Annotated in this window: 25 protein-coding genes; 10 read left to right on the top strand and 15 right to left on the bottom strand. The window is 58.2% G+C overall.

The features are described from left to right. Positions 1–56: 56 nt before the first annotated feature. The 7 genes from RB602_RS13105 to RB602_RS13075 are packed head-to-tail and all read right to left on the bottom strand — an operon-like array spanning position 57 to position 6,903. Entirely contained in the window at positions 57–479 is a 423-nt protein-coding gene (locus RB602_RS13105; protein WP_317081089.1) for a hypothetical protein, read from the bottom strand. Beyond that, positions 476–1,837, bottom strand: a complete 1,362-nt coding sequence (locus RB602_RS13100; RefSeq protein ID WP_406568369.1) for a FliI/YscN family ATPase — start codon at positions 1,835–1,837, stop codon at positions 476–478. Before RB602_RS13100 ends, RB602_RS13105 begins: the two co-directional genes overlap by 4 nt. Further along, positions 1,834–2,481, bottom strand: coding sequence for a FliH/SctL family protein (locus RB602_RS13095; protein ID WP_317081087.1), 648 nt, complete (start codon positions 2,479–2,481; stop codon positions 1,834–1,836). The genes RB602_RS13100 and RB602_RS13095 overlap by 4 nt, the downstream gene beginning before the upstream one ends. Then, positions 2,474–3,517: a flagellar motor switch protein FliG gene (locus tag RB602_RS13090; RefSeq protein WP_317081086.1), complete on the bottom strand. Its 1,044-nt coding sequence runs from the start codon at positions 3,515–3,517 to the stop codon at positions 2,474–2,476. The genes RB602_RS13095 and RB602_RS13090 overlap by 8 nt, the downstream gene beginning before the upstream one ends. Then, the gene (fliF, locus tag RB602_RS13085; RefSeq protein ID WP_317081084.1) at positions 3,510–5,270 is read right to left on the bottom strand and encodes a flagellar basal-body MS-ring/collar protein FliF; all 1,761 of its coding nucleotides are present in this window, start codon (positions 5,268–5,270) and stop codon (positions 3,510–3,512) included. The genes RB602_RS13090 and fliF overlap by 8 nt, the downstream gene beginning before the upstream one ends. Positions 5,271–5,274: 4 nt before the next feature. Further along, positions 5,275–5,607 carry a flagellar hook-basal body complex protein FliE gene (fliE, locus tag RB602_RS13080; RefSeq protein WP_317081081.1) on the bottom strand — a complete coding sequence of 111 codons (333 nt, stop codon included), beginning with the start codon at positions 5,605–5,607 and terminating at the stop codon, positions 5,275–5,277. A 15-nt stretch (positions 5,608–5,622) separates the two neighbouring features. Next, positions 5,623–6,903 carry a sigma-54 interaction domain-containing protein gene (locus tag RB602_RS13075; protein WP_406568368.1) on the bottom strand — a complete coding sequence of 427 codons (1,281 nt, stop codon included), beginning with the start codon at positions 6,901–6,903 and terminating at the stop codon, positions 5,623–5,625. Between the two features lie 357 nt (positions 6,904–7,260). Here RB602_RS13075 and RB602_RS13070 point away from each other — a divergent pair, with 357 nt between their 5' ends. From RB602_RS13070 to RB602_RS13055, 4 genes are all read left to right on the top strand, one after another. Further along, positions 7,261–8,076, top strand: a complete 816-nt coding sequence (locus tag RB602_RS13070; protein WP_317081077.1) for a flagellin N-terminal helical domain-containing protein — start codon at positions 7,261–7,263, stop codon at positions 8,074–8,076. 476 nt (positions 8,077–8,552) lie between these two features. Continuing rightward, positions 8,553–9,392, top strand: coding sequence for a flagellin N-terminal helical domain-containing protein (locus tag RB602_RS13065; RefSeq protein WP_317081075.1), 840 nt, complete (start codon positions 8,553–8,555; stop codon positions 9,390–9,392). A 236-nt stretch (positions 9,393–9,628) separates the two neighbouring features. Next, positions 9,629–10,468 (top strand): flagellin N-terminal helical domain-containing protein, encoded by an 840-nt coding sequence (locus RB602_RS13060; protein ID WP_317081073.1) that lies wholly within the window; start codon positions 9,629–9,631, stop codon positions 10,466–10,468. A 175-nt stretch (positions 10,469–10,643) separates the two neighbouring features. Beyond that, the gene (locus RB602_RS13055) at positions 10,644–11,027 is read left to right on the top strand and encodes a hypothetical protein (protein ID WP_317081071.1); all 384 of its coding nucleotides are present in this window, start codon (positions 10,644–10,646) and stop codon (positions 11,025–11,027) included. A gap of 120 nt (positions 11,028–11,147) precedes the next feature. Here the strand turns inward: RB602_RS13055 and RB602_RS13050 are convergent, their stop codons facing one another. The 8 genes from RB602_RS13050 to RB602_RS13015 form a co-directional block, all read right to left on the bottom strand. After that, complete coding sequence (locus RB602_RS13050) at positions 11,148–11,876, bottom strand: sigma-70 family RNA polymerase sigma factor (RefSeq protein WP_317081069.1); 729 nt, start codon at positions 11,874–11,876, stop codon at positions 11,148–11,150. A gap of 12 nt (positions 11,877–11,888) precedes the next feature. Continuing rightward, the gene (gene flhA / locus RB602_RS13045; protein ID WP_317081067.1) at positions 11,889–14,021 is read right to left on the bottom strand and encodes a flagellar biosynthesis protein FlhA; all 2,133 of its coding nucleotides are present in this window, start codon (positions 14,019–14,021) and stop codon (positions 11,889–11,891) included. Continuing rightward, on the bottom strand, positions 13,997–14,845 hold the full coding sequence (locus RB602_RS13040; protein ID WP_317081065.1) for a lytic transglycosylase domain-containing protein: 849 nt from the start codon (positions 14,843–14,845) through the stop codon (positions 13,997–13,999). The genes flhA and RB602_RS13040 overlap by 25 nt, the downstream gene beginning before the upstream one ends. A 284-nt stretch (positions 14,846–15,129) precedes the next feature. Further along, entirely contained in the window at positions 15,130–15,450 is a 321-nt protein-coding gene (locus RB602_RS13035) for a hypothetical protein (protein WP_317081063.1), read from the bottom strand. A gap of 14 nt (positions 15,451–15,464) precedes the next feature. Continuing rightward, positions 15,465–15,740, bottom strand: coding sequence for a flagellar biosynthesis anti-sigma factor FlgM (gene flgM / locus RB602_RS13030; RefSeq protein ID WP_317081061.1), 276 nt, complete (start codon positions 15,738–15,740; stop codon positions 15,465–15,467). A 91-nt stretch (positions 15,741–15,831) separates the two neighbouring features. Beyond that, a complete protein-coding gene (locus RB602_RS13025) occupies positions 15,832–16,383 on the bottom strand; it encodes a flagella basal body P-ring formation protein FlgA (protein WP_317081059.1) in 552 nt (183 codons plus the stop codon). Between the two features lie 80 nt (positions 16,384–16,463). Beyond that, positions 16,464–16,922 carry an OmpA family protein gene (locus tag RB602_RS13020; RefSeq protein ID WP_317081058.1) on the bottom strand — a complete coding sequence of 153 codons (459 nt, stop codon included), beginning with the start codon at positions 16,920–16,922 and terminating at the stop codon, positions 16,464–16,466. Continuing rightward, positions 16,919–17,638 (bottom strand): MotA/TolQ/ExbB proton channel family protein, encoded by a 720-nt coding sequence (locus tag RB602_RS13015; protein ID WP_317081057.1) that lies wholly within the window; start codon positions 17,636–17,638, stop codon positions 16,919–16,921. Before RB602_RS13015 ends, RB602_RS13020 begins: the two co-directional genes overlap by 4 nt. A gap of 241 nt (positions 17,639–17,879) precedes the next feature. Here RB602_RS13015 and flgB point away from each other — a divergent pair, with 241 nt between their 5' ends. From flgB to flgG, 6 genes are all read left to right on the top strand, one after another. Next, positions 17,880–18,230: a flagellar basal body rod protein FlgB gene (gene flgB, locus RB602_RS13010; protein ID WP_317081056.1), complete on the top strand. Its 351-nt coding sequence runs from the start codon at positions 17,880–17,882 to the stop codon at positions 18,228–18,230. An 8-nt stretch (positions 18,231–18,238) separates the two neighbouring features. Next, the gene (gene flgC / locus RB602_RS13005; protein ID WP_317084545.1) at positions 18,239–18,631 is read left to right on the top strand and encodes a flagellar basal body rod protein FlgC; all 393 of its coding nucleotides are present in this window, start codon (positions 18,239–18,241) and stop codon (positions 18,629–18,631) included. After that, positions 18,628–19,278 carry a flagellar hook assembly protein FlgD gene (locus RB602_RS13000; RefSeq protein ID WP_317081055.1) on the top strand — a complete coding sequence of 217 codons (651 nt, stop codon included), beginning with the start codon at positions 18,628–18,630 and terminating at the stop codon, positions 19,276–19,278. The genes flgC and RB602_RS13000 overlap by 4 nt, the downstream gene beginning before the upstream one ends. A 29-nt stretch (positions 19,279–19,307) precedes the next feature. Then, positions 19,308–20,138, top strand: a complete 831-nt coding sequence (locus RB602_RS12995) for a flagellar hook-basal body complex protein (protein WP_317081054.1) — start codon at positions 19,308–19,310, stop codon at positions 20,136–20,138. A gap of 67 nt (positions 20,139–20,205) precedes the next feature. After that, positions 20,206–20,949, top strand: coding sequence for a flagellar basal body rod protein FlgF (locus RB602_RS12990; RefSeq protein WP_317081052.1), 744 nt, complete (start codon positions 20,206–20,208; stop codon positions 20,947–20,949). A gap of 29 nt (positions 20,950–20,978) precedes the next feature. Continuing rightward, a complete protein-coding gene (gene flgG, locus RB602_RS12985; RefSeq protein ID WP_317081050.1) occupies positions 20,979–21,767 on the top strand; it encodes a flagellar basal-body rod protein FlgG in 789 nt (262 codons plus the stop codon). The last annotated feature ends 6 nt before the right edge of the window (positions 21,768–21,773 follow it).

The raw sequence follows: 21,773 nt of genomic DNA, 5'->3' as shown, positions 1-21,773 counted from the left end.
TCTAGACTGGTGGATATAATGCCGTGTTTGTGCCTACTTTCCCGGTTAATAACGGGTTATGGACGGCGGTTTTTGGGGCCTTTGGCGCGTGGCATCATCGCCTGTTTGCGGATTTCCTCGTCCTCACTCTCGCGTTTTGCCTGGGCCATCAGTTTTTGTGCTGCTTCCCGATCAATTCGGGCGGCAGTTCTTTGCCGCTCTGCCTCGGCAAGCTTTTGCCGGGCATCGCCAAGCGCCTTTTCCAGCGCGTCTTCAGCACGCAACAGTCGCTGCCCTAACTCCATCTGGGCATGCAGATTGCGGCCCATATCGCATTGCTGGGTTTCATAGGTCTGGGCACACAGCTTGCGCAGCCGGTCGCGATTGGTTTTCAGTTCATTTTCATGATGTTGCGCTTCGGCGGCATTACCGATAGCGAGTTTCATCTGCTTTTCACGCACTTGCAAGATGCGTTTGCGACTGGCGCGGCGCTTATTCATTCTTCAACCAGAGATGCAGCAATAGGCTGGGGCCCAAAGCCCTGTATCAGCGCGGCCATGCTGTCATTAAGTGGCACTGCTTCATGCGGGCGCTGGCGGATAAAGTTGAGCAAATCGGGGCGGCGTGCCACCGCTTCGTCAATATCTGCATCGCTGCCAGCGCGATAGGCACCCATCAACAGCAGGTCACGATTTTCCTCATAAGCCGACCAGATACGGCGGAAATTGGTTTGCGCCATGCGCTGTTCCTCGCCGATAATGTCATTGGCGACGCGGCTCAGCGAACGGCCAATATCAATTGCCGGGAAAACGCCCTGTTCGGAGAGCGAGCGCGACAGGATGATATGCCCGTCGACAATCGCGCGTGCGGTATCGACCACCGGGTCTTCCATATCGCCACCATCGGCCAAAACCGTGTAGAGCGCGGTGATCGAACCACCGCTGATGCTGTCATTGCCGGCGCGTTCAATAAGCTTGGGCACCAGAGCGAGAGAGGAGGGGGGATAGCCCTTCATAGTCGGTGGTTCGCCGAGCGCCAGGCCGATTTCGCGCTGCGCATGGGCGATGCGGGTCAGGCTGTCGATCACCAGCAGGACGCGCTTGCCCTTGCTGCGGAAATATTCAGCGATAGCGGTGGCGCGGTGCGCCGCGCGCAGTCGCAAGATCGGCGAGTGGTCAGCCGGGACGGCGACGGTAACAATCTTGTTGCGCACCGGTCCGGTCATGCGGGTTTCGACAAAGTCGCTGACCTCACGCCCGCGCTCGCCGATCAAGCCGACGACGATGACGTCAGCATCGGCATTGTCGAGTATCTGCCCGATGAGCACTGATTTGCCGACGCCGGAACCCGCAGCAATCGCGATACGCTGGCCATAGCCTGCGGTGAGCAGTGCATTGATCGCGCGCACGCCGAGATCAATCGGTTCGGAAACCCCGCTGCGATTGAGCACATTGTCGCGCTTGCCCATAAGCGGCCAGCGCTCATTGGTGATGATCGGCCCGCGCCGGTCGAGTGGCTCGCCCATCGGTCCGATGACCCGCGACAGCAACGCATCGCCGACAGCGGCGAGGCTGGATTGCATATTGGGTTCAACCCGCGTGCCGTTTTTGAGCGCGGCATCACTTTCCAGCGGGATCATCATCGCGCGTGAACCGCGAAAACCGGCGATTTCTGCGGTAATGCGGCGACCATCAGCGGTGCGCAGGCTGCCGCCAAAGCCGATAGGATAGTTGAAGCCGGTTACCTCCAGCATCCCGCCATCATGCGCCACCAGCTTGCCGATGGCGCGCGGCCCGGTGCTGATGCTGGCAATGCGGTCGGTGAACTGGCGCACCGCCTCGGCTTGTGCGGCAATCACCGCGTCAGCTCCAGCTCATCGAGCATGGCTGCCAGCTCGTCGAGGACGGGCCGTGTACCCTGTTCAATGTAACCATCCTCATGCGCGATACGCAGTGTACCGCGTATCAGGTCGGGATCATCGACCAAAGGTAGGCCGGTAGGGGCATCGCCGATAAGTGCGCGGTCCTCAGGATGGACATGCAATTTGGCTTCATTCAGCTCACGATGCGCTAATGTCGCCAGCGCGTTGCAACGCTGTTGCAAAAGCTCGGCATCAGGCACGGCAAAGCTGGCAGTGCGCTCGAGCAGCGTCGAAACGGTGCAGATAATCGCTTCGCATAGCTGGTCCGAGAGCACCGGCTTCAGGCCAATAATCGACTCATTGAGCTTTTCCGACATCGCCATCAATTCGCTATTGGCCTCGGCCATGACTTGCTGGCCCTCATCAAATCCGCGTTGATAGGCTTCATTGGTTTGCTGCTCGAGCGTAGCCTGTTGCTCGGCGGCAATATCCGCATCCTTACTGCTATTAGGTTGTGTGGTCGCTTGCTGTGTCGAGCCAGCATCAAAGTCGTCCGCCGACGTACTATTCCATAAAGCCTGAAAGGGCTTGGCCTCAACGCGCCACTGCTGAAAGTCGCCTTTTTTCGAGGCGTCAGACATAATCAGCGCCTCCGCGATTGATCATGATCTCGCCGCTGTCAGCCAGCTTCTTGGCGGCTGTCGCGATGGAGCGCTGTGCTGCCCGGACCTCGTCCTTGGCGAGCGGGCCAGTTTCTTCCATTTCATCCATTATCGTCTGCGCCGCGCGGGTCGACATGGAGCTGAGGATCATCTCGCGCATCTTCTCATCAGCACCTTTGAGCGCCGGAATAAGCAGGCTGTTGTCCACCGAACGCACCACCGCGCCAAGGCTCTTGATATCGAGTATCGCGAGGTCGCCAAAGGTGAACATTTCGTCCTCAATCGCTTTGGCCAGATTGCGATCGCGCTTGGTCAGGGCCTTGAGGACGCGCTGGCTGTCCTTCTTCTCCAGACCGTTCATAATCGCGGCAATATCTGATGAATCATTGCTCTTGGTCGCCGCCGGTTTGCCGCCTGAGGGTGATTGATAGCTGGTGAGAAGATCCTCAATCGTATCAATCGCTTCCTGGCTGACCTGACCCAGTGTTGCGAGGCGATAGACAATCTCGTCTTGGCCTTCTGCTGGCAGGATCCGCAATACTTCGGCGGCAATGTCCGAACGGACGAAAGAGAGAACCAAAGCCGCCACTTGTGGATGCTCCTCCTCGATCATCGAAGCAATATCGCCCGCCTCCATCCATTTCAGGGGTTTGAGCGTGTCGACCGCATTGACTGGCGCAATACGGCTGATCATTGTTTCCGCACGCTGATCGCCAAAGGCACGTTTCAGCACCCCTTCAATATGGCTGTCGGCGCGATAACCGATGGTGGTTCGGCTGCGGGCACGATCGATAAAGCGGTCAAGAACATGATTGATATCATCGCCGCCAATATCGGCGACAGAGTACATGATATTGCTGATCTGGCGCACTTCGTCAGGCTCCAGCTCGGAAATCACCTCAGCTGCGGCATCTTCAGAGAAGAGCAGCATCAATATCGCTGCAGCCTGCGCATCGCTGATGGCAGGGGCTTCTGTGGCTTCTGGGTTATCGGTTTCGGCTGCGGCTTCAGGCATTGGCCTGCTCCTGATCATTGCGCAGCAGATCACGCACTACCATCGCGGCATGTTCCGGGTTCTGCTTGACGAAATTCTGGATCAGCAGCGCGCGCTCCTGATAGCTTTGCGCAGCGGTGATCATATCGAGTGTCACGGTGCCGCCTTGATCATTATTGCTGCCCAGTTGGGGTGTTTGCATGGCACCAAGGCTTGGTGGTGCGGCCGCCTCTGCCTTGGTATCCGCCTTAGCGGCTTCTTCGGTTACCCCGTCCTTGGCCTTTCCTTTGAACAGGCCGGCTTTGCGCAGCAATGGGCGACCAATGCCGAAGATAAGCGCCAGAGCAACCAGCAGCGCCGAGATATTGCGCACCAGCATGGCAACCCATCCAGCCTCATACCAAGGCGTTTCGGTGGTTGCGATATCCATAAAGTTCCGCGAGCTTACTGCAACCTGATCGCCGCGCTTTTCGTCGAAACCCACCGCGCCTTTGACCAAGGCCTCAATCTGCGCCAGTTCTTCATCTGGCAGCGGCTTGCCATCAGGACCGCGTACCGCCACCGCGACCGAAATCCGCTCGACCTGACCAACCGCATCGCGGGTGACGGAGACCTGGCGGCCCAGCTCAAAATTGCGGTTAATCTGTTCCTCGCGTTTTTTCAGCTCGCCCGCGTCCTCGGCTTCTTCAGCAGGCGGGTCGATCTCTTCGCCGAGTTCGGTCTCGCCCGGCGGTTCGGCATTGACCGCGCCGGGAATGCCGCGTGGCGTGGGCGGTGTCGGTTCAGCAGACCAGCTCAGTTGTTCGCTGCGCACCCGCGATTCATCGGCGGGGAAGCTCTCGCTGGTGGCCTGTCGTTCGGTAAAGTCGACTTCAGCCGAAACTTCAGCGACAAAATTGTCTGCGCCCAGCATCGGCGTCAGCAAAGCCGCGAGGGAACGGCGATAGCGCTCCTCAATCCGCTCACGCACTTCCAACTGGCGCTCAGCCTCGGTCATTGGGCCTTCGGCACCATCCTGGGAGAGCAGGCGGCCATTTTGATCAACCACCGAGACATTCTCGACATTCAGCCCGGCAACGGAACTCGCCACCAAATGCGTGATGGCGCGCACCTGTGCTTCGCCAAGATTGCCGCCTGGTGCGAGTTGGAGCACCACCGATGCGGCAGGGGCAGAGCGGTCACGGATAAAGATGCTCGGCGGTTCAACCGCCAGATGAACCCGCGCCGACAGCACCGCATCAATCGCTTCGATACTGCGCGCCAAATCCATCTCGCGCGCGGTGCGCAGTTTCTCGCCCTCTACGGCGCGGCTGGCACCCATGGGCAGGCTGGAAACCACGCTGTCGCCATCGGGCGCGCTGCGCGGCAGGCCTTGGGCTGCCAGAGTCATTTTGGCGGTGTGATAATCCTCCTCGGACACGGTCAAAGCGCCGCTGGCGCTGTCAATCTGGTACATGATGTTGGAGGATTGCAGCGCCGCAGCAACAGCGGCCTTGTCATTATCCGGCAAGCCGCGGAACAGATCACGCTGAGGCGGCTCGCGCAGCGCCAGCCAGGCAAAGGCGGCCAGCCCTAGAACCGCAACCACGCCCATCATCGGCAATGCCTTGGCAAAAGCGGGCTGTGCCATCAAGGCGCGGATGCGGTCCATCAGATTGCCCGAACCAAATGCAGGTTTGGGGATCAATGGGGTCGCACGCTGTGCGCCCTGAACCGCCAGAGCGGAATTGCTGTCTCCGGCTCCAGCGCCGGGTGTGATGATCGGATCAGCCATAAAGTTACACCGGCATGTTCATAATGTCTTGATAAGCGGAGAGCAGCTTGTTGCGCACCTGCATGGTTGCCTCGAAGCCGACCGAGGCTTTTTGTTTCGCCAGCATGACTGAAGCGATATCGGTGGTTTCGCCCATCTCATAAGCGGTTGCCGCGGCAGAGGCTTGCTGTTGCAGCGCGTTGACGCTTTCCACCGCCTCGCGCATCGCGCCGGTGAAATCGGCCTTCTCGCTTTCCTTATTGCCCTTGGCTTCAGCGCCTTCGGCAATGCCCTGCAACGCCTTGTTGCTCTGGATGATGGCGTTGCGCGCGCTCATCAGGCTGTTGATGGTGCTCATCGTCCTATCTCCTCATCACGCCGCGGCTTCCAGCTCGCGCATATCGGCGAGGCGATAGCGCAAGGTGCGTTCGGAAATGCCCAGCATCTTTGCCGTAGCACGGCGATTGCCCTGATTGCTTTCCAGTGCCGAGCGGATCGCATCAAACTCCACCGCACGCGACAGGCTCTGCAGGTCGCGGCCATGGACAATACGCTTGCCGCCCTCCGGTATCGGCTCGGGCTTGGGACTGGCTGGCTGTGGCAAAGGTGCTTTGAGTTGCAAATCATCGGCGCGAATGCGATCACCCTCGCGCATGATCAGCGCGCGTTGCAGCATATTGTTGAGTTCACGCGCATTGCCCGGGAAATCATGCGCTTCCAGAGCTTTAAGCGCATTGACCGTCGGCCATGCGAAGCGGGCATCGTCCTTCTGCAAGTGCAACAGCATCGCAGCAGTAATGGCGGGGATATCCTGCCGCCGCTCGCACAGTTTTTGCAGTGCAATCGGCACGACATTCAACCGCCAATACAGGTCTTCGCGAAAGCGGCCCTCTGCAACTTCGGCCTCAAAATCGCGATTGGCGGCGGCGATAATGCGCACATTGACGATGACCGGGCGGGTCTCACCTACCGGTAGAACTTCACCTTCCTGCAGAGCACGCAGTAGCTTGGCCTGAAGCGGCAGCGGCAGTTCAGTGATCTCGTCGAGAAACAGGCTACCGCCATCGGCGGCACGGAAAAGACCCTCGGCCTCGGTGCTCGCCCCGGTAAAGGCACCGCGTTTGTGGCCAAACAATATCGCTTCGACCATGGTTTCCGGCATCGCGGCGCAGTTGACGGCGATGAACGGTTTATCGGCACGGGGGCTTTGCGCGTGGATGAATCGCGCTACGCCTTCCTTGCCGGTTCCTGTCTCGCCCTGGACCAAGACGCTGGCATCCGTCTGCGCAACGCGCTCGGCAAAAGTCATCAATTTTGCGCTGCTCGCCTCGCCGACAGCAGGGCCGCCATCGCGCACGGCTTCGGCGATCAGCGCTTGGGCAAACTCTCTGTCCGCGTGTGCAAAGCGAAGTTGCAGCGGCAGGCCATTGGCAGCACGGATCAGTTCGGGTTCGCCGACACGCTCTTCGATGATAATATCGCGATGCGTTGCTTCGGCTATCTCTGCCTTGGTTAGGATGTGCACCGGGCGGACGCGTTTGGGTGCGTCACAGTCCTCGGCGTGAATAGGTTCAAGCCAGGCTGCACGTAAATTGTCATATAAAGAAGGTAATAACTCTCTCGCGTTCGCGCTTATGGCGCATGGCTTCTTCATAATCTGTCCCCGTCAGGCGATTTGACCTCAGCCACGCTTTTCCCTCAGCACGGATAGGGCCTTATTGTCGTCTGCCGTCTACTTAAGCAAAAGCTGTGCCAGATGCGGTTAACTCTTTTCTGTATTATTTACAGAGGGTTGGGGCGTTCGCGTTGAAAACGCTTTACCAGCATTCGTCATTGCGCAGTCGGAACGACAAAAAATTGACGCTCCCAGATAGTATAGCCGTCGGTCTTTTGACGCTGCGTTACATCTGCTTGCCCATGATCTTTCGCTTAATCGCTTTGCATGGCCACCGTTACAGCTTGCGAGGCTGCAGAGGTTCACTCTTGCTGCCGCAACTGAAAGGAATGAACCATGACTGTAATCGGGACCAATGTCTCTGCAATGCGGGCAGCCAATGCGTCTTCTCGCGCCGATATGGGTTTGCAGCAGGCGATTGAGCGTCTGTCCACTGGACAGCGCATAAACAATGCTTCGGATGATGCGGCGGGTCTGGCTATTGCCACTCGCATGACTTCGGAAATCCGTGGCCTCAACATGGCGATGCGCAATGCCAATGACGGCATCTCGCTGGCCCAGACCGCAGAAGGCGGCATGAACGAAGTTACCAATATGCTGCAGCGTATGCGCGAACTGGCGGTTCAGTCTGCCAACGGCACGCTGTCCGGCGGTGACCGCACCAACCTTCAGGCGGAAGTGACCGCCCTGATCGGACAAATCGGTGATGTCGCCACACGCACAGACTTTAATGGCGTTGGCCTGTTGGATGGCTCGGCTGCATCGGTCACTATTCAGACCGGTTCTGCAGCGAGTGAAACCGTGGCTGTATCGCTGGGCGATATGCGCGCTGCGACCCTTGGTGTGGCCCCTGTCGATATCAGCACCGCCGCTGGCGCGAACACTGCGCTTGGCCTGCTGGATACCGCGCTGAATACCGTAACCACGGCGCAGGCTAACCTGGGTGCATCGCAAAACCGTCTGGAAACCACCGTCAGCAACATTACTGACCGGGTTACCAATCTGACGGAATCGCGCTCGCGCATTCAGGATGCGGATTTCTCGGCGGAATCGACGAACCTCGCCCGCTACCAGATCCTCAGCCAGGCCTCGACCGCTATGCTCGCTCAGGCCAATCAGAGCCAGCAGGGCGTATTGAGCCTGATCCGCTAATCCAACCGAGGTGAAAGTGCGGGGCAGGTGTTGGCATAAGCCATCGGCTCTGCACTGACCCCTCGACTTTTATTGTTTCACCGCCGGGTTTCGCAAGCGAGACTCCTTTTACCGGCAGTGAGGCGGGATGGCCTGTATCTGGTCATCAGGCCCATCCCTATCGGGCGTGGCCGGGAAGGCATGTGATCCCACTTGCATTCCAACCCGGCCCGCTTCGCCCGGAAACCAATGGCCAGAATGATAATGCAGGAGCACGAACCGGCACGACACTAAGCAGCAAACAAGCCCATAGTCAGGATTTTTCATCCGATAGTATGCGCCGAAAATCCTTGTATTTCTGCTATTCTCCAGCTCTTTTTGCAGAGTTTGGAAAAAAATTTGCCGGTCCGGCTTAATTGTCCGGGATACCGGCCGTTACTCCTTTTGAAGCCGCTTTATACCAGTTAGCGGCCTCATCAACAAAAGGAGTAAATACAATGACTGTTATCGCTACAAATGTTTCCGCTATGCGCGCCACCAATGCTTCGGCACGCGCTGATATGGGCCTGCAAAAGGCCATTGAACGCCTGTCCTCAGGGCAGCGCATCAACAATGCATCGGATGATGCCGCAGGGCTTGCGGTCTCTACCCGGATGACCTCTGAAATTCGCGGCCTTAATATGGCCGCACGCAATGCCAATGACGGTATCTCGCTGGCTCAGACCGCCGAGGGCGGCATGGGTGAAATCACCAGCATGTTGCAGCGTATGCGTGAGCTGGCAGTGCAATCGGCCAATGGCACGCTGAGTGCAGGCGACCGCGCCAATCTGCAGGCGGAAGTGACGGCGCTGGTGGCGCAGATCAATGATGTTGCCAATCGCACCAGTTTCAACGGTGTGCCGCTGCTTAGCACCGGTGCGACCGTCAGCATCCAGACCGGCAATAATGCCGGCGAGACGGTTGCTGTAACGCTGGTCGATGTGACCGCAGATGGCCTCGGCATCACCGACACTGCTGCAACGCCCGCGGTCAATACGGTCGATATCTCAACCGTTGCCGCTGCCTCGACTGCACTGGGTACGCTCGGCACTGCGCTCGATGCCATCACCACATCACAGGCTGGCCTGGGTGCATTCCAGAACCGGCTTGAGACCACGGTGAGCAATATCAATGACCGCGTCACCAATCTGACGGAATCGCGCTCGCGCATTCAGGATGCGGATTTCTCGGCGGAGTCGACCAATCTCGCCCGCTATCAAATCCTCAGCCAGGCCTCGACCGCGATGCTGGCCCAGGCCAATCAGAGCCAACAGGGCGTATTGAGCCTGATCCAGTAAGTTCAAGCCAGAGTTTGGCGTCGCGTCGGTTTCTGGTCTCGCAGGCGCAGCGCAAACCCAAGTGAGCGGGCCGGTTTTTCCGGCCCGTTCGTTTATCATATGCTGGCCTGTGCGCCGCAATAAACCTTTGTTATCGCAATAAAAAACTATCCGATTTAATATCTCTTCCAGGATGCCGTTACCCCTTTCGAGGCTGCTCTGACAGACTGGGCTGCCGCAATCGAAAGGAACGAACCATGACTGTAATTGGAACCAATGTTTCTGCCATGCGGGCGGCCAATGCCTCCTCACGCGCAGATATGGGTCTGCAGCAGGCGATTGAGCGTCTGTCCACCGGACAGCGCATCAACAATGCCGCAGACGATGCAGCGGGCCTGGCTATTGCCACTCGCATGACTTCGGAAATCCGGGGTCTCAACATGGCTGCGCGTAACGCCAATGACGGCATTTCGCTGGCCCAGACCGCTGAAGGCGGCCTCAACGAAATCACCAGCATGATGCAACGTATGCGTGAATTGGCTGTTCAGTCGGCCAACGGCACACTCGCCGCAGGTGACCGCGCCAATCTTCAGGCCGAAGTGACCGCTCTGGTTGGCCAGATCAACGATGTCGCAGCGCGCACGACCTTCAACGGCGTTGGCCTGCTCAACGGTGCCGGTACCATCGCGATCCAGACCGGTTCTGGCGCATCGGAAACCGTAAGCATTGCCACCATTGATGCGACGGCTGACGGCCTCAACCTCACCGACACTACGGCAACACCTGCGGTAAACACACTGGACATCTCCACCGCTGGTGCGGCGACGACCGCTCTCGGCACGCTGGATACCGCGCTGAACTCCGTAACCACGGCGCAGGCCAACCTGGGTGCATCGCAGAACCGTCTGGAAACCACCGTCAGCAACATTACTGACCGGGTTACCAACCTGACGGAATCGCGCTCGCGCATTCAGGATGCGGATTTCTCGGCGGAATCGACGAACCTCGCCCGCTATCAGATACTCAGCCAGGCTTCGACCGCAATGCTTGCTCAGGCCAATCAGAGCCAGCAGGGCGTATTGAGCCTGATCCGTTAAGCCTCTCTTTCCTGACCGGGTTTCCCCTAAACTATTGCTTTAGCTCGGTCATGAAGGATGGGATGGTCCGTTTCTCTCTGGTCTGACGGACATCCCTCACCAAGTGCGGCCGGGTTGGAATGTTATCCCCACATGCGTTCCGACCCGGCCCACTTTGCTTTGGACAGTCCATCGCATGAAACAGCCCCCCACAATCTGTGATGATTGCGACAATGCCGCCTCTGATGCCAACAGGATAAGCGCGTTTTGGCGGTTCTTTCTGGCCCCGGTGTTTCTGTTGATGCCTTTGCCGATAACCCATGCGGCCCGCTCTGAAGACAGCCGCGAAACGGTCAAGGCCACCAGCAAGGTACGCATCCGTCACGGCATCCGCGCCAGCCAGGCGAGCGAAGCGGCATTGCAGGCAAAGGGCAAGACTGAGCGCGATGCGCGGCAGCTATCCAAACGGCGATGCCCGGAGGGCAATGCCACAGGGCAGGGCGGTGCAAAGGATGATCAAAAATCCAAGCAGGTAGGTCGTTCGGATCGCTGCACATTGGTGGTGATCGAGAATTACTGAGTTGTTTAGCTAAAGCTTTTCCACATACCGCTAGGGCTGAGCCTGTCGAAGCCCGCCTCTCAAGCGGAGAAACGCCCTTCGACAAGCTCAGGGCTAACGGTTATGTGGTGTACAAGTAGGCTAGGCCATCTGTGCCGTAAGCCGCTTGCGCAGCGTGTCGAGCGCAGCTTTCTTGATCTGGCATACCCGCGCCGCTGTAATATCCAGCACCTTGCCAATCTCGTCGAGATTGAGTTCCTCGATAAAATGCAGTTGTAGGATCATTTGCTCGCGCTCCTTGAGCTGCGCCAGATTGGCCGAGAGCAGCGCCTTGAGCTGGTCTTTCTCGATTGTCTCGTCCACGCTTTCCTGCTCATCGGCGAACCACATCGAATGTTCGGAATAGACCTCGTCCATCGATTCCATCTGCATCTGCTGGGCTTTGTCGGCGCGCTCGCGATACACGGCGGGTTCCAGCCCCATGGCTTCGGCCATTTCGGCTTCCGTCGGCTCGCGCCCCAGTTCCTGCGCCAGCTTGTCAGCCGTCTGCCGCATCGCCTTGCGCATGGTCAGCGCCGAGCGGCACAAATTGCTCGATGCCCGCAGATGATCGATCAGCGCACCGCGTACCCGGGTTCCGGCATAGGTGGCGAAATTATGCCCCTGATCCTCATAGCGATTGGCCGCTTCGACCAAAGCAACCATGCCGATCTGCACCAGATCCTCAATATCCACCGTCCCCGGCGCCATGCCGCGCACATGCCAGGCAATTTTGCGCACCAGCGGCAGATTCTGTTCCACCAGTTCGCCCGGCGTGATCGCCTTGGGCTTGCGGCTGTAAAGCGCGGATTGTGATGGAGATTCGTACATTTCTCGGCTCCGTTAAAGCTGCTTGAATTCGTGTTTTGCGGTTTCCGGTCCGGAAAGGGCCGCAGTTGCGGGTTGCTGATTGCCGCCAATGGTGGCGATAACCTCGACCGGTTTGTCGTCGGGCAATTCGCGGAAGGAGAGCACCGGCGTGTCGGGGAAGCGCGGCCGCAACAGATTGGCCAAAGGCTTGCGCGCGGCGGGGGAGGTGACCAGCGCATAGTTGCGCTGTTCGAGCATCAGCGGACGGCTGGCATCCTCCAATGCAGTCAGAATGCGCTGGGCCAGACCTGGCTCAATCGGATAGGCGGCATCGGCGCTGACCTTGAGCGACTGCGCCAACAATGTTTCCAGTTCGCCATCGAGCGTGACCACCGGCAGAGGCATGCTGACCGGCACCAGCGACTGGATGATGATCGAGCCGATCCGGGCGCGGACACGTTCGGTAATGGTGGTGACATCGGTGGTGCCGTCATTGGCGGCCTCGACCATTGCCGAGCAGATGCGGCGGAAATCGCGCAGCGGCACGCCTTCCTTGAGTAGCTCGCAACAGACAGCCGAAATGGCGAAGAGCGAGAGCGGCTGCGGTGTCAGTCCATCGACCAGCTCGGGCGCTGTATCTTTCAGCGTGTCGAGCAGCTTGCGGGTCTCGTCCATGCCGAAGAGCTGAGACGCATTCAGCCGCACCATGTGGTTGAGATGCGTCGCCATCACGGTCGAGGCATCGACGACGGTATAGCCTTGGACGATGGCATCGGCGCGCTTGTCCGGTGCGATCCAGACGGCATCCATGCCAAAAGTCGGGTCTTTGCAGACACGCCCTTCCAGCGTGCCATCGCCTTCACCACTGTCGAGTGCCAGCATATCCTCAGGCCAGATCTGGTCCTCGGCAATCACCGCGCCACCAATGGTAATGCGATAGCCATTGGGCTCGAGATTCATGTCATCCTTGATCCGCACCAGCGGGATGACAAAGCCAAGCTCCTGCGAAATCTGTTTGCGAATGCCGGTGACGCGCTTGATCAGCGGTGCATCTTTGCGCTCATCGACCAGCGGGGTGAGGGCATAGCCAACCTCAATGCCCAGCATCGCCTGATTGGAGACATCTTCCCAATGGATGATATTGGAATTGGCGGGCTGTTCGGGTTCTTCCGGCGTGTCTTCTTCCGGCTTGGGTCGCGACAATTGCCAGGCGAAGAACCCGGCTATCGCTGCCGCGGGCAGGATAATCATCGACGGCATACCGGGCAGCACGCCGAGAATGCCGAGAATGGCAGCGACCGGGATCCATGCACGGCTCAGACTAAACTGCGACATGATCTGGCCGTGCAGGTTCATCGGCGAGGAGACGCGGGTAACAATCGCGGCGGCGGCAATGGAGAGCAGCAGCGCCGGAACCTGCGCCACCAGTGCATCGCCAATGGCGAGCATGGTGTAGGCCGAAGCAGCCTCAGTAATGCTGAGACCGTGGGTTACGGTGCCGAGAATGATGCCGCCGATAATATTGATCGCCAGGATCAGGACACCGGCAACCGCATCGCCTTTGACGAATTTGGACGCACCATCCATTGAGCCGTAAAAGTCTGCCTCGGTGGCGACATCGGCGCGGCGCTGTTTTGCTTCTTCGGGCAGGATCAGGCCGGCATTCAGATCGGCATCAATCGCCATCTGTTTGCCGGGCAGGGCGTCCAGGGTGAAACGCGCGGAGACTTCGGAGACGCGGCCTGCACCCTTGGTAATCACCACCAGATTGATGATCATCAAAATGGCAAAGACGAACAGGCCGACAATATAGTCGCCGCCGATAAGGAAGCTGCCAAAAGCCTCGATAACCTTACCCGCAGCATCGCCGCCCTCATGGCCGCTGACGAGTACCACGCGGGTCGAGGCGACATTGAGGCCGAGGCGCAGCAGTGTTGCGAACAGCAGCACGGTGGGGAAGCTGGAAAAGTCGAGCGGCTTGGTCGCGTTCAAAGCCACCATCAGCACCGCCAGCGAGATCATGATATTGGTGATGAAACCGATATCCAGCACAAAGGCGGGCACCGGCAGCACGAGAAACACCACCAGCAACAATGTGGCGAAAGGCAGCAACGCCCCGGTCAATCCGGTGGCCATATTCTTCAAAGAGAAGCCGGTGGTGGGCATTTAATATCAGCTCCCATTGATGCGAGCAGCATGTAGGCAAGCCGCGCATTTTCGTTGGATGTGGGGGTATTGTTCTGGACACCGGCTGCGGCGCGCTGGCTGGCGAGACGCAGATAATCGGCGGGCTGGACATAGTTTTGGCCATCGACGCCACGCGTCGGGGCGGCAGGCATGGTTTTGCCGCCTGGCGGCAGCGCATTGCCGCTGTTCAACTTGGCGGCAAAATGGTCGCGTATCTCGGCAAAACTGCGTGCTTCACCATTGGTTTTGTAGAAGACTGGACGGTTGGCGCGCGCGGCCTTGGGGAAATGGTTTGCCGCTTTGGTATCGGGATTGGCGGCATGCTGTTGCAGGAATTTATGCGCGCCATTGGCACCAAGGAAATGGGCGAGATAAAGATCGGCAGGTGCCATTTCGCGGCCCAGACGGCCTTCAAGATAGGTGCGATTATCGGCAGCAAACTCACCGGCCATCAGAGCCGCGACTTCGGGGTTGGTGCGCAGCGCAAAAATCTGCGATTTCAGGGCATTGTCGCCAACGCTGAGGCGGCCATTGCTGTGCCGGTTTATGGCGCGTGAAGCCCAGTCGAGTCCGTGTTTTTCGCCATGTTTTTCGATGACATCCAGCCAGCTCTGGTCGATGAATTGATAAAGACCGGTGGCCGACGAGGTACGGGCACGGGCTTCGGGGTTCAGACCGCTTTCAATCTTGGCCTGGCCAAGCAGATAGTTGAAATCAACACCGGTGCGCGCAGCCGATTGGGCAATGGCGCGCGTAACGCGGCCCTGGCCCTGACTTTCTGCGATGCTGAATTGTGACGGCACTGATTGGCTCCACTTGTTATTCGCTGAAGAATAAGCAAGCGGCGTGCCAGTTTAGGGTATTGATTTTATGAGAAGTTTTTGAAGAGTTTGTCTGAAAACATAGTCAACATTACGTCGGCCCCGCGTAAGCGGGGCCAAGGCTATATCTTAGACTCACACAAAGCCACAAAGGCACTAAGTCAGCGTCTCTTTTGACCTGTCACTTCCTGCCTTTGTGGCTTTGTGTGAAATAAAGCCATGGCTCCGCCATGGTGGAGCTGGCACGTTGGGGTGATGTGGTAGAATCAAGCCTTAACCGCGCGCAGTGCCGGTCGGGTGTAGGTTTGTGCGTTGTGGCGTTGCTGATCGTTGAGCATCTCCAGCCGCCGCTTGGTATGTGCCTGCAACAGGTCGAGCCGGAACATAGCGGCGTCGGCCTGATTACGCAGATTTTCGAAACGCTCCTTCACTTCGGCATTTGCGTGGAGCGCGGCGCCTCCCTGGAGCTCTTCGACCAGCGGACCAAGCACAATGGATGCGGCCTCAATCGCTTCGGCATCCTGTGCATCCAGCGCGGCAATCAGCTCTCTTTGCGCCGCTTCAAAGCGCTCGATCAGGTTGGTCATGTTTATTGGTTTTCTTAGCTTTTGGGAAGGAGATCGAGTTCGATCATCTTCTCGGCCAATTTGTCGGTGTCGATCGCGTAGCTGCCATCGGCGATCGCATTGCGAATCTGCTCAATGCGCGCCTCATCAATCGGTGGGCCCTGATCGACAATGTCGCGTGAGCCAAGCTGGCTGACCGCACTGGCGTCGCGTGACACGGTCTGTGTCGGCGCCGCCGCGCCTACGGGCTTGTTGTCGCCGCTCACCTTGGACGGTGTGATGGGCTGCAGATTTGTTCCTACCGGTTTCATAACACAATACCCTGTTTGATGCCGTTATTACTCTGTCATCCTAGGTAACGGCTTTCTGTGGATGGTATTAAACAAAAACATTGGAAAATGCTTAACGGCCCATCAAGCTTGCTTCTCCAACATCGGTAACGCGCACCATGATCGGGCTTTCGCGCCGATCCGCGCGCACCGGAATGACCTCGCCGATGCGTCCATTGCGATCCGCGATCATCATCCGCGACAAGGAAAAGCCGCGTTTCCGGATGCTGAGGCGCACCGGCTCGCCGCGGCGAATGGCGATCATATTCTGGGCCGGATTGTAGCGTGCGCTGATGGTGCGGGCGCTTGATGAACTTGTGGCGCGAACCCGGCTGTTCTGCGCACTGACATTGATCGGCACGCGGATACGCCAGCCCAAGGCATCGCAACGGACAATCGCTGCGTCCGTGCCATCATCGCTGACTTTCGGCGTCTGCGGGCATTGCGCCAGCTTCAACCGACGATCCACCGGGGCAAGCGCGCCGCCCGGTTGGCCAATCTCGCTGCCCAGTCGCGCTGCGACCAAGGCATCAAGGATATCATGATCCTGAAACTTGCCTGCATAGGCTGGCGCCGACACCGCTGTCGCAGCGATTATCAAAGGGGTGAATATCCGCGCTTTCATCGTGAGACCTCATAGGATGTCTGTAACTCTGTTGCGGATAAAGCAGCAATAACTGTGCCAGTTCCTTGGTGAGGTGGTCTTTATTCGGTAGTGCGGGTGACCCGCTGAATATCGATCTGCATCGCACCTTGGGCATTATCAGCAGGCCGCATGGCTGTACTTTCGAGCCGTTGCTCGGCGACGCCATTTTGGTGAAGCGCATGGAAAATGGCTGCGGTGCGCGCTGATGCCAATTCCCATTTGTTGAGACGGTTTTGCTGCGCGCTGCCGTCCAGTGGCACCTTTACCCGGATATTGGCGCCGCGCATTTCTGGCACGAGGTTGGCAATAATCGCCTGCCCGGAAGCGGACAGACGGGCCTCCCCGGCGGCAAAGAGCTGATCGGGGGCATAGCGGAAATGCTGCACCGCCTCGTTCGCCGCCGTGCCGTCGCTCTCTGTCGCATTTTGCAGCGTGACCTGCGCCACCAGCGCCGTCGCGCCAACCATGATCAAGGCGAGATCGAGAAATCCCGTCATTGTGCGATTACGGCGGCTCATTTTGCTAACTGTTTAGCGGGTTTCGGGCCGGTCAGACCATTCACTTTGGCGCTGTCTGATATGTTCAGCACCACGCCGTCGCCGTCCAGATGCTTGCGCGCCAATATGCCGAAGCGCCTGGCGAAATCGTCCTGCCATTGCTTTTCCTGGTTGGCATAAAGCTCTGTGCGCCGCGCAATCGGATTGGCAACAACATGCGCCAGCAACAGCCCATAAAGGCTGGTGAGCAGGCACACCGCCATCGCCTCACCAATAGCATCAGCGCTGGTAATGCCGTCAAACATTATGATCAGGCCAACCACAGTGCCGATCATCCCGATGGCAGGCGCAACCTCGGCCATATCGCTCCAAAAACCGATAGCGGACTCGCGTTTTTGGTGCTGACGTTGGCGATAGGGCTGTGTGGCCTCTGAGAATTCTTTCCAACTGGTGCTATTGGCCAGCATCTCGGCCAGCGACGCTATATAGGGAATATCCGGCGCAATGCGGTCCGCATGGAAGGGACCATTTTCTTCTACCCGCTGTTCCACCCGCACCATCGCCAACCGGGCGCGTTCGGCGACATCTTCCGCATTGCGTGACAACAGCACCGGCAAAACGCTCAGGCCATGCCATGCTCCGGCGCTGCCATTCTGTACCCAGGCGATGACGACGCTCACCAATATGACCAGCAAAAGCGATAGCGGATCAAAGAACATCATTATCTGACCAGCCACCTTTTGCTCCCATCACTCTTCCTATGCCCAAACGGGCGCGGCAAAATCTTGCCGTTGCCCGGCAAAGCCTTGCCGAACGCGGTTTTACAGACTTCAGACGTGTCAGCGACAAGAATTCAAGCAATTGTTTTTGCTCACTTTCTCACCTTTGGCACACCCATTGCTTATTACTTGGCGACGCAATCCGCCCATAGGCTGTAACGGCCAAAGCAAGGCGGATTTAAGCAAAGGGAGCAGACCTATGGCTGCAGACAAGATTTTCGGTGTTCATGGCGCAGCGCTGCAGCTGCGTTCGGAACGCTTGGGCGTACTCGCCTCGAATATCGCCAATGCTGCGACGCCGAATTACAAGGCGCGCGATCTCGATTTTGATCGCGCCATGGAAATGGTGCGCGAGGGTGATGACACCCAGGAAGCCATGTCCGAAACCATGGGCTATCGCATCCCGCTCCAGCCTTCGATGGATGGCAATACGGTAGAACTTTCAACCGAGCAGACGCTTTTTGCAGAGAATGCGGTGCAATATTCCACCACGCTTTCCTTTCTTGAGGGGCGCGTCAACTCAATCACGCGCGCGCTGAGGGGAGAATAACCATGCCGATGAACGTCTTTGATATTAGTGGTCGCGCGATGTCGGCGCAGCTGACGCGGATGAACACCACCGCATCGAACCTCGCCAATGCCCGCACCACCTATTCCAGCGAGGCCGAAGCCTATCGTGCGCTGAAGCCGGTGTTCCGTACCACCATGGAAGAAAATGGCCTTGCTACGGTGGATGTCGAGCAGGTGGTCCAGTCCGATACCCAGCCAACGCGTCGCTACGACCCGAACAATCCCATAGCCGATAATGAAGGCTATGTCTGGGAAGCAGGCGTGGACGAGGCAGCCGAGCTTATCGATATGATGGAAACCGCGCGGCAATATCAGAACAATGTCCAGGTGTTGCAGACCGCTAAGTCACTGATCCTCGATACAGTGAGGATGGGCAAATGACCTCTATCGGCAATTCGCTTCCACCCGGCCTGACTCAGGCACAGCCTGCCAATGCCACCGGTGGTGATAGTCTGGGGCAGGAGGATTTCCTGACCTTGATGACGGCGCAACTGCGCTTTCAAGACCCTTTTGACCCGGTGGACAATACGCAGATGGTTGCGCAGATGGCGCAATTCTCATCGGTCGCCGGGATTGCCGAGATGAATGTCTCGCTGCAGGAAATTGCCAATTCTTTCAACAATATCCAGCTGTCTGATGCGGCTCAGTTTATCGGACGTTCCGCACTGGTGAATGTGGATATTGCCGCAATGGATCCGGAAGGCGTCTATGCCGGTGAGGCGATTATGGCCGGGCCGAGCGAAGCGGTGAATATCGAGCTGGTCAATCAGGCTGGTGAGGTGGTTCACTCGGCGACGTTCAACAACGTGCCTGAAGGGCCGCTGCCCTTCCGCATTGAAAGCTTGGATGAAGATGGCAATCCGCTTGATCAAGGGCCTTTGCAGGTGCGCGTCACGGGCGGCTTTGCATCACAAGTCTCTACCTGGCTGCCGGTCTCGGCGGTTGGTTCGTCCGGTACCGGCAATGGTGCCGCGCTTATTACCCCTATCGGAGAAGTCCCGGCCAGTGCTGCACGGCGCATTGGCTAACCCCCTGTTTTTATGAGGAGAGTAAACACATGTCTTTTGTAACGTCCTTAAGCGGCCTGAAAGCGGCCCAAACTGATCTCTCGGTGATTTCCAACAATATCGCCAACAGTAATTCTAATGGCTTTAAGCGCAGTCGCGCGATTTTCGGCGATGTTTTCGCCGCGTCGCCGACCCAGACGACCAGCAAATTGACCGGGCAGGGTGTTCGCCTCAACACTGTCAGCCAGCAATTCACCCAGGGTACGTTGCAGACGACTGACCGTACGCTCGACCTTGCCATTGCTGGAGACGGTTTCTTCACCGTGCGCAGCGATAGTGCCGATGCAGAGACAACTTTTACACGCAACGGCGCTTTCTCGGTCAATACTGATCGTGAAGTGGTCGATACCTTGGGCAACAGGGTGCAGTTGCTGCCTACCGATGGTGCAGGCAATGTTACCGGCACGACCTCAGCGGACCTAATCAACTTTGTGCTGCCTGAGGCCGATCCAGCTGACCCGGCGGCGCTGCTGGCCAATATCAGTATTGGTAATGATGGCATCATCACGGCCACCTTCACCAATGGTAACCAGCAAGAGCTGGGTGCTCTGGCACTGGCCGGCTTTGCCGCTACCGAGGGTCTGCGTCCTGTTGGCGATGCCCAGTGGCAATCCACCGGTGACTCTGGCGAACCCACCTTTAACCGCGCGGGTGAGGGCGCTCTGGGTTCGGTGCGTTCGGGTTCTTTGGAAACCGCCAATATCGACATTACCGAAGAGCTGGTGTCGTTGATCTCTGCGCAGCGCAATTTCCAGGCCAATGCGCAGGCTATCGAGACCGCAAACACCCTGACTCAGACGATCATCAACCTGCAGATTTAAGGCGCTTGAGGGCGGCGTGATGCCGCCCTTTTTGCTCGCTGATGATCCGCACGTAAGGAGAAACCAGATGGACAAGATGGTGCATACCAGCCTTCGCTCAATGCAGGGCATCATGAACCGCCAGACCGCTATTGCCAATAATATGGCCAATGCGAACACCACCGGTTTCCGCAGCGAGATCGTCAGCGCGCAGGCGCTTTACCTCAATGGGGATACCCTTGATAGCCGCGCGACGGTCAAGGAATATGTCCTGGATGCCGATATGAACCCCGGCTCGGTAAACAGCACCGGTCGGCCGCTGGATATCGCGATACAGGGCGATGCCATGCTGGCGGTGCAAGCACCCAATGGCGAGGAAGCCTATACAAGACGCGGTGATTTGCAGCTGACCGAAAGCGGTCTGGTCACCACCGGCGATGGTTTCCCGGTTTTGAGCCGCAGTGGGCCGCTGATCCTGCCTGCTGCCGATGAAATTCGCATTGCCGATGATGGCGGTGTCTGGGTCGTTCCGCCGGGTGGTGACCCGATGCAGCCACAACAGGCTGGCCAGCTCAAAATCGCCAGTCCGCAGGGTAGTGAGATCGTCAAGCATACGGACACATTGTTCCATGTGCGCGGCGGCGGCATCTTGCCTGACGACCCCAATGGCCGTCTGATTACCGGCGCTCTGGAAGGGTCTAACGTCAATATGACTCAAGCACTGGTCGATATGATCGAAACCAGCCGCGCCTGGGAAGCACAGGTCAAACTGCTCACCACCGCGCAGGAGCTCGATGAATCAGGCGCCAGCGTGATGCGGATGCCAACTTGATCCGCCAAGATAGCCGATAGGAGAATAGCATGAGCAATTCCGCACTTCAGGTCGCCCGCACCGGGCTCGACGCACAGAACACCCGCATGCGGGTGATCGCCAACAATCTGGCCAATGTGAACACCACCGGCTTCAAACGCGACCGGGCGCAATTTCAAACGCTGGCCTATCAGCAGGTGGTGCAGAAGGGTGCGCAATCGGACCAGATCAACCAATATGCCATAGGCCTGTCGCTCGGCACCGGCGTGGAAGTCTCCGGCACCGCGCGGATTGAAACCCAGGGATCGATTCAGAATACCGGCAATGCGCTCGACATTGCGATTGAAGGTGCGGGCTATTTTCAGGTGCAGATGCCTGATGGCACGCTCGCTTTTACCCGCGCGGGCAATTTCAACATGACCCAGCAGGGCCAGATTGTGACGTCTGAAGGCCTCCCGCTCTTCCCGCAGGTGCAGGTGCCGCAGGGCGTTACCAATATTACCATCGGCAATGACGGCATTATCTCGGCCACCATTGCAGGCCAGGCCGAACCGACCCAGCTGGGCCGTATCGAGATCGCCAATTTCATCAACAATGCCGGTCTTCAGCCGCTTGGCAACAATCTGCTGCAGCAGACGGCAGCCAGTGGCCCGCCCCTGGTGGGTGCGGGCGGCATCGAAGGGCGCGGCCTGTTGCGTCAGGGGGCGCTGGAAGGCTCGAACGTCAATATCGTCGAAGAACTGGTCGATATGATCGAGACGCAGCGTGCCTATGAGGTCAATTCCAAGATGATCTCGGCGACAGACGAAATGCTGCAATTTGCCAACCAGAATATGTGATCTGTT

Source organism: Parasphingorhabdus sp. SCSIO 66989, assembly GCF_032852305.1.
In the GTDB taxonomy this organism is placed as follows: Bacteria; Pseudomonadota; Alphaproteobacteria; order Sphingomonadales; family Sphingomonadaceae; genus Alterisphingorhabdus; species Alterisphingorhabdus coralli.
This window is presented reverse-complemented; position numbering and strand designations above follow the sequence as displayed.

What these genes read in the sequence shown, in the direction of transcription:
- RB602_RS13035 (WP_317081063.1), bottom strand. Translation starts at nt 15,450, where the DNA reads ATGACCAACCTGATCGAGCGCTTTGAAGCGGCGCAAAGAGAGCTGATT.
- RB602_RS13000 (WP_317081055.1), top strand. Translation starts at nt 18,628, where the DNA reads ATGACCTCTATCGGCAATTCGCTTCCACCCGGCCTGACTCAGGCACAG.
- RB602_RS13090 (WP_317081086.1), bottom strand. Translation starts at nt 3,517, where the DNA reads ATGCCTGAAGCCGCAGCCGAAACCGATAACCCAGAAGCCACAGAAGCC.
- fliE (WP_317081081.1), bottom strand. Translation starts at nt 5,607, where the DNA reads ATGAGCACCATCAACAGCCTGATGAGCGCGCGCAACGCCATCATCCAG.
- flgG (WP_317081050.1), top strand. Translation starts at nt 20,979, where the DNA reads ATGAGCAATTCCGCACTTCAGGTCGCCCGCACCGGGCTCGACGCACAG.
- RB602_RS13075 (WP_406568368.1), bottom strand. Translation starts at nt 6,903, where the DNA reads ATGAAGAAGCCATGCGCCATAAGCGCGAACGCGAGAGAGTTATTACCT.
- flhA (WP_317081067.1), bottom strand. Translation starts at nt 14,021, where the DNA reads ATGCCCACCACCGGCTTCTCTTTGAAGAATATGGCCACCGGATTGACC.
- RB602_RS13020 (WP_317081058.1), bottom strand. Translation starts at nt 16,922, where the DNA reads ATGAGCCGCCGTAATCGCACAATGACGGGATTTCTCGATCTCGCCTTG.
- RB602_RS13055 (WP_317081071.1), top strand. Translation starts at nt 10,644, where the DNA reads ATGAAACAGCCCCCCACAATCTGTGATGATTGCGACAATGCCGCCTCT.
- RB602_RS13060 (WP_317081073.1), top strand. Translation starts at nt 9,629, where the DNA reads ATGACTGTAATTGGAACCAATGTTTCTGCCATGCGGGCGGCCAATGCC.
- RB602_RS13070 (WP_317081077.1), top strand. Translation starts at nt 7,261, where the DNA reads ATGACTGTAATCGGGACCAATGTCTCTGCAATGCGGGCAGCCAATGCG.
- flgM (WP_317081061.1), bottom strand. Translation starts at nt 15,740, where the DNA reads ATGAAACCGGTAGGAACAAATCTGCAGCCCATCACACCGTCCAAGGTG.
- RB602_RS13050 (WP_317081069.1), bottom strand. Translation starts at nt 11,876, where the DNA reads ATGTACGAATCTCCATCACAATCCGCGCTTTACAGCCGCAAGCCCAAG.
- RB602_RS12995 (WP_317081054.1), top strand. Translation starts at nt 19,308, where the DNA reads ATGTCTTTTGTAACGTCCTTAAGCGGCCTGAAAGCGGCCCAAACTGAT.
- RB602_RS13025 (WP_317081059.1), bottom strand. Translation starts at nt 16,383, where the DNA reads ATGAAAGCGCGGATATTCACCCCTTTGATAATCGCTGCGACAGCGGTG.
- flgC (WP_317084545.1), top strand. Translation starts at nt 18,239, where the DNA reads ATGAACGTCTTTGATATTAGTGGTCGCGCGATGTCGGCGCAGCTGACG.
- RB602_RS12990 (WP_317081052.1), top strand. Translation starts at nt 20,206, where the DNA reads ATGGACAAGATGGTGCATACCAGCCTTCGCTCAATGCAGGGCATCATG.
- fliF (WP_317081084.1), bottom strand. Translation starts at nt 5,270, where the DNA reads ATGGCTGATCCGATCATCACACCCGGCGCTGGAGCCGGAGACAGCAAT.
- flgB (WP_317081056.1), top strand. Translation starts at nt 17,880, where the DNA reads ATGGCTGCAGACAAGATTTTCGGTGTTCATGGCGCAGCGCTGCAGCTG.
- RB602_RS13105 (WP_317081089.1), bottom strand. Translation starts at nt 479, where the DNA reads ATGAATAAGCGCCGCGCCAGTCGCAAACGCATCTTGCAAGTGCGTGAA.
- RB602_RS13095 (WP_317081087.1), bottom strand. Translation starts at nt 2,481, where the DNA reads ATGTCTGACGCCTCGAAAAAAGGCGACTTTCAGCAGTGGCGCGTTGAG.
- RB602_RS13065 (WP_317081075.1), top strand. Translation starts at nt 8,553, where the DNA reads ATGACTGTTATCGCTACAAATGTTTCCGCTATGCGCGCCACCAATGCT.